This is a genomic window from Neobacillus vireti (assembly GCF_036962465.1).
Taxonomy (GTDB): domain Bacteria; phylum Bacillota; class Bacilli; order Bacillales; family Cytobacillaceae; genus Neobacillus; species Neobacillus vireti_B.
On the sequence record NZ_JBALNF010000095.1, the window covers coordinates 1 to 6,594 of the forward strand.

The following is a 6,594-nucleotide window of genomic DNA, read 5'->3' on the forward strand; positions in this document are numbered from 1 at the left end:
GAAATATTCTGTTCGTTAATATAAAAAAAGGAGATGCCGCCGCAACTCCATCTTCAACTCAAGCCTCCGTTAGCTGAAGAAGAAATGTCAATTAACTCCACCAATCATCTGGAATTTCTTCTTTCATAATTGATTCAGAAAATTTTAATTCATCTTTTAAGAAATCAGTAAAGGTATCCCAACTAAAAAGTATTTCGCCATCTTTTTTTATAGCGTGGATTTTATTTTTACCTTCTATAAAATACAACTTTTTAGTTTTCTGATAATATTCCTCTTTAAGCACTTTTCTCTTTTTAGTTTCTTTATAGAAGTGCTTGTACACCTTAATAGTTTCATATAAGCCCAAAATAAAAAAAATAATAAACAACAAAAAACTAATTAGTCTTAATACGGTTATTAACGCCATTCGTACTTTCTCCTTAATCAAACAATAACTGCAATATTATTATAATCTATAATTTGGAAATTCGTATATAGTTCTTCAACCCCCTGCACCGATAACTCACCAAGAAAAAAGACCGCTGCAGCGATCCATCTTAAATTCTTGCACCCATACTCGATTATCGAAGCATTCTCTCCAATTTGTCCTTCACTAGCACCCATTCTTGGTCGATTACACTGTAAAAAACAGAGTCTCTTAGATAACCGTCAGGCATAACCATATGATTCCGAAGCACTCCTTCTTTCACCGCACCCAGCCGTTCAATTGCCTGCTGAGACCGCACATTTCGACTATCTGTTTTCAACTGAACACGAATTGTCCCAAGTGTCTCAAAGCAGTGTTTCAAAAGAAGATACTTACATTCGGTATTGATTCTAGTTCGCCAAACAGATGGTGACAGCCATGTCCAACCAATTTCCAAGTTACGGTTTGGCATGGATATATTAAGGAAACGAGTGCTTCCCACAATTTTCCCCGAATCTTTATCGAAGATAACAAAAGGAAATTCGCTTCCTTGCTCTCTCGCTTGAAGAGCTCCATTCACAAAGAACTTCATATCTTCAATCGATTGAACCTTCATTGGCATGTATGCCCATATATCTGGATTATTTCCCGCATCAAATAATTCCTGTACGTGATCATCTTCCATAGGTTGTATCTTTACTCTATCTCCTATTAATGCTGCTGGTATTATCTCCATCATTCTTCTCTCCTTTTCTTCTTTGGCAGAATTATAAAATTAAACTGACCTTTATTAAAGTGCCAGTTGTTTATCTTTTATAAGGATCAGATAAAAGAGGGAGGTTAAGTAACTCTTCATCAACTAAACTGCGCCGTTACTTTAATAAAAAAAATGACCGCCGCAGCGATCAATCTTGAGCAAAAGCCTCGGTCACTTTAAGTTCAATTTTTTACAATCTCTTTTGGTTAAAATAATTTTGCTGAAATAACAAATCCCTTTTATTTTTGTATCTTTATGATTGCATTTGAAGGTGTAAGACCATCTTTATTTTCGTGCATCAGCGAACCATATTTAGTTGGTATTTTTACATACTGAACCACTTTATTCTTAGCAAGAAATACAAGCAAATATATATCATCTCGATTAGCTATATTTGTTGGATCTCTAAATTTAATGCCCAAATACTTTTTTATGGTCTCTCGATCAGTATAAGGGGTGATTAGATATGCTTTGTCCCAATCAAAGTCCGTAAAAGATTTAATATCGATTTCCGTCACACTTTTTTTCTCCAAAGAAGAACGTATAGATTTCTCCAATCCTTTATTATGTATACCAGCTGCTTGCGAACAACTTGCTAGAAAAATGAGTGCGAAACAAATTAGAAATACAATCTTCTTCAATTTAACACCCCCTTTTATTAATACCAATAAATCATTGTCGTGTTTTCAGAACAAACAGCTTTAAGTAATAATAATATACAATTCTTTAATTAGCCTGCCCAGTATAGTCACCAATAAAAAGAAATAAGCCCTATAAAGATACTGTTTAACAATTGGAGTAAAGGGTATAAACATATCGACAAGGAGGATGAGATATTATGATAAACAAGATTGTTAGCACATTAGCCATTGGTGGAGCCGCTTATCTGTTGAGGAATAAGGAATCTCGCTCTAAGGTCATCAATCAAATAAAAAGCATTGCCTCTTCAGAAAATATCGAAAAGATAAAGAACCAAATCCAATCACTGTCCAGCCAAACCTTAAAAGGGAATTCTGACCAACCGAAGTTATTAGAGTCTTCGTCGAGTCCAGTAGCAATCCCGGATTACGTAGCCACAGCAAGAACTGATACAGGAAGAACCTACTGATCTCTGCCAATAATTACATCTCAAAAAGGAAACAGTTTAATGGCTGTTTCCTTTTTTATTTATGGAATAGAAACAGCCAAAGTTTTATCTCGTATAATTATTGCAATGGTCGTCCTTCTCGTGATCTTTTGAGTCGTAACAGTAGAAGTTCCCGCAATAGGTATAAGCTTTACGCAGATTAGGCCACTTGCGAATGAGGCAAGTGGCCTGTTACTGCCAAGTATCATTAAATTTAACTATATTACCACTCTATAAAAGCTTTAACGTTGTTCTGTATAGTACCTCGCACCCAAGGGCTACATCTTCAAACGAACTCCACTCATCCGGATGATGACTGATGCCACTCTTGCTTCTTATAAAAATCATGCCGATATCTGTGAGTTCTCCCAACACCATCGCATCATGCGCAGCCCCGCTTGGCAATTCATAAACAGGATACGGTATTTCTTGCAGAGAATCTTTTACTGCTTTCATCACACTTGGTGAACTCATCACTGAAGCTAGAGATTGAACCGGCCTAATTTCACACCTTAAACCACGGTCTGCAGCAATGGCTCGGATAGAATCATAGATTTTAGCAATCGTATTTTCACGCCGCTCATTATCTATATCCCGAACATCAAGTGTAAAATCCACTCTCCCAGGAATGACATTACTGCTTCCAGGTTTTACTTCCAATTTCCCGACGGTCGCAACACTTCCGCTGCTGTCCTGGGCGATTTTCTCGATTTCCAGTATACATTCGGCAGCAGCTGTTAAAGCATCTTTTCTCTCGTTCATCCAGGTCGTACCTGCATGCCCCGCTTCCCCCGTGATGGTGACTTCGGCCCATTCTCCGCCAGAAATCCCCGTTACAATTCCGACAGCCAAATCTTCATTTTCTAACACTTTTCCCTGCTCAATATGTACTTCAATATAAGCTTTTACGTCCTTTTCCCTTACTTGGGCTAGTTCTAAACGGTCTGGATTAATCTGGTTAAAATATTCCCCTTCCAGACTGGCTTGCCGCATGACCTCCAAATAGGAAATTCCCTCTTTATCTGTTGCAGCAGCTAAATTTTCCTTTAATTTATCCGCTCCTTCTGTTCCAACCAAAGCGGTACTGCCGACAAAAGCATAATCAAAACGAGCCCCTTCCTCATCCGTTAAGGATACTACCTTTATCGTTCTTTCAGGTTGGATTCCCTTTTCTTTCAACGTACAAAGAACCTCAACACCCATCAGCACACCCATGGCGCCATCGAAACACCCGCCAGAATTTACGGTATCCAAGTGAGAACCAATCAGAACGGCAGGTAATTCAGGATTTTTACCGATTATTTGCCCAAAGATATTCCCAGCTGCGTCCATATAAGGTGATAAATCCGCTTGTTCTAAAAGGTTAAGAAACCATTTTCGTGCCTCGATATCTTTTTGATCAAGTGATGTTCGAGTGACCCCGCCATTGTCTTCTTCTCCTATTTTTCCTAAGTCCATTAATTGATTCCAAAGACGCTTTCCATTAATCGTTAAATGTAAACTTTCTATATTATTTGCTTCCATTGATTACATTCTCCCTTCATCTGAATGTCCTGTATAGAGAAAATCCTGCTGTTTCCTTCCGAAAAAAAGCAGGATTCCTATCTTTATGTTTTCTATTAGCTACGAAAATCAAAGATAAAGGAGGTTTATCTCTCCAATAATTTAAGCGCCGATTGGACCATTAATTGAACGCCAATTTTAATGGCCTCTTCATCTACCATAAATTTCGGGTGATGCCACCCATATTTGATCCCTTTTTCTTCATTTCCGGAACCAAGCCACACATAGCAGCCAGGTACTTCTTTTTGATAAAAAGAAAAGTCCTCCCCACCCATGGTTGGTTCCGCCCGTACCGTATTTTCTTTCCCAACGATTGCCTCAGCTGCTGACTGAACCACTTCGGCCACAATGGCATCATTATAGACAGCAGGCAGTAGAAACTCATATTTAATTTCCACTTCCCCACCGTGGGCTGCCACGATATTGGTTACAAGTTGTGTAAATACCTCGTATATTTTCTTTCTCACTTCTTCGTTGGAAGTTCGGACCGTTCCTTTAAGAATCGCCTTATCTGGAATGACATTATTTGTCATCCCTGCTTGGAAGGAACCAATCGTGACAACTGCCGATTCCTTCGATGAAATCGTCCGGCTGACCAAGGTTTGCAGCTGACTCACAACGGCACTGCCAATCACGATCGGATCAATCGTTTTCTCCGGAATTGCAGCATGTCCGCCTTTTCCTTTAATGGTTAGGGTAAAGTCATCTACACTTCCCATTAAAAATCCTTCCTTCACCCCTATCTGACCAACAGGAAGTTCGGGAACATTATGAAGGCCAATAATGGAACTTACCCCCTCCAATAATCCTTGCTGGATCATGGATTCCGCTCCACCTTCAAATTCTTCAGCTGGCTGGAACAAGATTCGAACATTCCCAGGGACGAGTTCCTTCATTTCTTCTAAAATAATCGCTGCCCCAAGTGCTATCGTTGTATGAACATCATGGCCGCACATATGACTGACACCATTAATTTTTGAACGAAATGGCACATCTGCTTCTTCTTGAATAGGAAGTGCATCAATATCCGCTCGTATCGCAACCGTTGGTCCCTGTTTCATTCCCTTTACCTCTGCAGCAGTCCCAGTGGCTAAGCTAAGTGGTATTTGTTGAATCCCAAATTCCTGTAACCATCCGTTTATTTTTTCGGTGGTTTTAAATTCTTGATTACTGATTTCAGGATACATATGAAGATTCCTTCTCATTTCCACTAATTTAGGAAACCATTGTTCTACTCTATCATGAATCATTGTTGTGATTTCTGACTTTGAATCTTTTAACATGCGGGCTCCTCCTATCTAATATGCCCTAAGAATTCCTTCGTCCGATCATGCTTTGGATTGACAAAAATGTCTTCGGGAATTCCTTGTTCCATAATATTCCCGCCATCCATAAAGATAACCCGGTCTGCTACTTCTTTTGCAAAGCTCATTTCATGGGTAACGACGACCATGGTCATCCCTTCCTTTGCCAGCTGCTTCATAACCGTAAGTACTTCTCCGACAAGTTCTGGATCCAGCGCCGAAGTTGGTTCATCGAATAGCATAACCGTTGGTTCCATGGCTAATGCCCGAGCGATGGCTACACGCTGCTTTTGCCCTCCAGATAAACGATTTGGATATTCATCCGCTTTAGCTTCAAGCCCCACTTTTTTAAGAAGCTCGATTCCTTTTTTCTTTGCTTCCACTTTGGACATCTTTTTTAATAAGACAGGTGCTTCCATAATGTTTTGTAAAACGGTCATATGTGGAAAAAGATTAAACTGCTGAAAAACCATTCCGATCTCTTGACGAAGTTTATTCAATGCAGCTTCTTTGTTTTCTACCATTCTCTCATTAATCGTAATACTCCCACCATCAATTGACTCTAATTGATTCATACATCGAAGGAAGGTACTTTTTCCTGAACCACTAGGACCAATGATGACGACCACTTCTCCTTGCGAAACATGTAAATCAACACCCTTTAAAACTTCTAACTTACCAAAGGATTTACTCACATTTTTGCATGTTATCATTCATAAGCACCTACCTTTTTCTCCACTTTTCCAACGATAAAGGTCATGATTGTAGTAAGCACTAAATAGATTAAACCAACCAATACAAAGATCTCCATATATCGGTACGTACTACTAATGATTTGCTGGCCCGTTCTAAGTAAATCGTATAAAGCGATCGTCGATACAAGGGAAGATTCTTTAATTAAAGCAATAAATTCATTTCCTAGCGGCGGAAGCATGCGGCGAAACGCTTGTGGTATAATCACCCGTCTCATCGCTTGTCCATAGCTTAATCCAAGCGACCTTGCTGCTTCCATTTGTCCCTTATCAATCGACTGAATGGCACCCCTGGCAATTTCCGCAATATAGGCAGCTGCATTTAGTGACAATGCGATGCAGGCGGAAACAAAAGGCGGCATCGTTAAGACGGGAAAAACAGATGGAATGGCGAAATGGATAATTAATAGTTGCACTAAAAGCGGAGTTCCTCGAATCACCCAAATATAAAATCGGCTAATTTGTGAAAATAATTTATTACTAGAAACACGGCCGAGACCGAATAATAATCCTATAACACTTCCTGCTATTACTCCAATAATGGCTATTTCAACTGTTACCAATGCCCCTTGTAATAAGTAGGGAAGATATGTTATTGCAAATGATATAAAGTCCTTCATGTCCCTCTCTCCTTTTGAAAAAACATCAGGAAAATAAGACGGATAAATCAGTGTTCCGATTTATCC

8 protein-coding genes are annotated in these 6,594 nt (G+C 39.3%); 1 reads left to right on the forward strand and 7 read right to left on the reverse strand.

Features of this window, described 5'->3' with window-relative positions; translation table 11 throughout:
* Positions 1-91: 91 nt before the first annotated feature.
* The 3 genes from V7077_RS27390 to V7077_RS27400 all read right to left on the reverse strand — a co-directional run bounded on the left by V7077_RS27390 (position 92) and on the right by V7077_RS27400 (position 1,804).
* Positions 92-406 (reverse strand): hypothetical protein, encoded by a 315-nt coding sequence (locus V7077_RS27390; RefSeq protein ID WP_335507866.1) that lies wholly within the window; start codon positions 404-406, stop codon positions 92-94.
* A gap of 154 nt (positions 407-560) precedes the next feature.
* A complete protein-coding gene (locus V7077_RS27395) occupies positions 561-1,142 on the reverse strand; it encodes a GNAT family N-acetyltransferase (protein ID WP_420489717.1) in 582 nt (193 codons plus the stop codon).
* Positions 1,143-1,402: 260 nt separating this feature from the next.
* Complete coding sequence (locus V7077_RS27400; RefSeq protein WP_335507870.1) at positions 1,403-1,804, reverse strand: hypothetical protein; 402 nt, start codon at positions 1,802-1,804, stop codon at positions 1,403-1,405.
* Between the two features lie 197 nt (positions 1,805-2,001).
* Between V7077_RS27400 and V7077_RS27405 the strand changes: the two genes are divergently transcribed.
* Positions 2,002-2,271: a hypothetical protein gene (locus tag V7077_RS27405; protein WP_335507872.1), complete on the forward strand. Its 270-nt coding sequence runs from the start codon at positions 2,002-2,004 to the stop codon at positions 2,269-2,271.
* Positions 2,272-2,520: 249 nt separating this feature from the next.
* Here the strand turns inward: V7077_RS27405 and V7077_RS27410 are convergent, their stop codons facing one another.
* From V7077_RS27410 to V7077_RS27425, 4 genes are all read right to left on the reverse strand, one after another.
* Positions 2,521-3,813 carry a Zn-dependent hydrolase gene (locus V7077_RS27410; protein ID WP_335507874.1) on the reverse strand — a complete coding sequence of 431 codons (1,293 nt, stop codon included), beginning with the start codon at positions 3,811-3,813 and terminating at the stop codon, positions 2,521-2,523.
* 125 nt (positions 3,814-3,938) lie between these two features.
* A complete protein-coding gene (locus V7077_RS27415; RefSeq protein ID WP_335507876.1) occupies positions 3,939-5,135 on the reverse strand; it encodes a M20 metallopeptidase family protein in 1,197 nt (398 codons plus the stop codon).
* An 11-nt stretch (positions 5,136-5,146) separates the two neighbouring features.
* The gene (locus V7077_RS27420) at positions 5,147-5,869 is read right to left on the reverse strand and encodes an amino acid ABC transporter ATP-binding protein (protein WP_335507878.1); all 723 of its coding nucleotides are present in this window, start codon (positions 5,867-5,869) and stop codon (positions 5,147-5,149) included.
* Positions 5,866-6,528 (reverse strand): amino acid ABC transporter permease, encoded by a 663-nt coding sequence (locus tag V7077_RS27425; RefSeq protein WP_335507880.1) that lies wholly within the window; start codon positions 6,526-6,528, stop codon positions 5,866-5,868. Before V7077_RS27425 ends, V7077_RS27420 begins: the two co-directional genes overlap by 4 nt.
* Between the last annotated feature and the right edge of the window lie 66 nt (positions 6,529-6,594).

What these genes read in the sequence shown, in the direction of transcription:
- V7077_RS27410 (WP_335507874.1), bottom strand. Translation starts at nt 3,813, where the DNA reads ATGGAAGCAAATAATATAGAAAGTTTACATTTAACGATTAATGGAAAG.
- V7077_RS27425 (WP_335507880.1), bottom strand. Translation starts at nt 6,528, where the DNA reads ATGAAGGACTTTATATCATTTGCAATAACATATCTTCCCTACTTATTA.
- V7077_RS27390 (WP_335507866.1), bottom strand. Translation starts at nt 406, where the DNA reads ATGGCGTTAATAACCGTATTAAGACTAATTAGTTTTTTGTTGTTTATT.
- V7077_RS27395 (WP_420489717.1), bottom strand. Translation starts at nt 1,142, where the DNA reads ATGGAGATAATACCAGCAGCATTAATAGGAGATAGAGTAAAGATACAA.
- V7077_RS27415 (WP_335507876.1), bottom strand. Translation starts at nt 5,135, where the DNA reads ATGTTAAAAGATTCAAAGTCAGAAATCACAACAATGATTCATGATAGA.
- V7077_RS27420 (WP_335507878.1), bottom strand. Translation starts at nt 5,869, where the DNA reads ATGATAACATGCAAAAATGTGAGTAAATCCTTTGGTAAGTTAGAAGTT.
- V7077_RS27405 (WP_335507872.1), top strand. Translation starts at nt 2,002, where the DNA reads ATGATAAACAAGATTGTTAGCACATTAGCCATTGGTGGAGCCGCTTAT.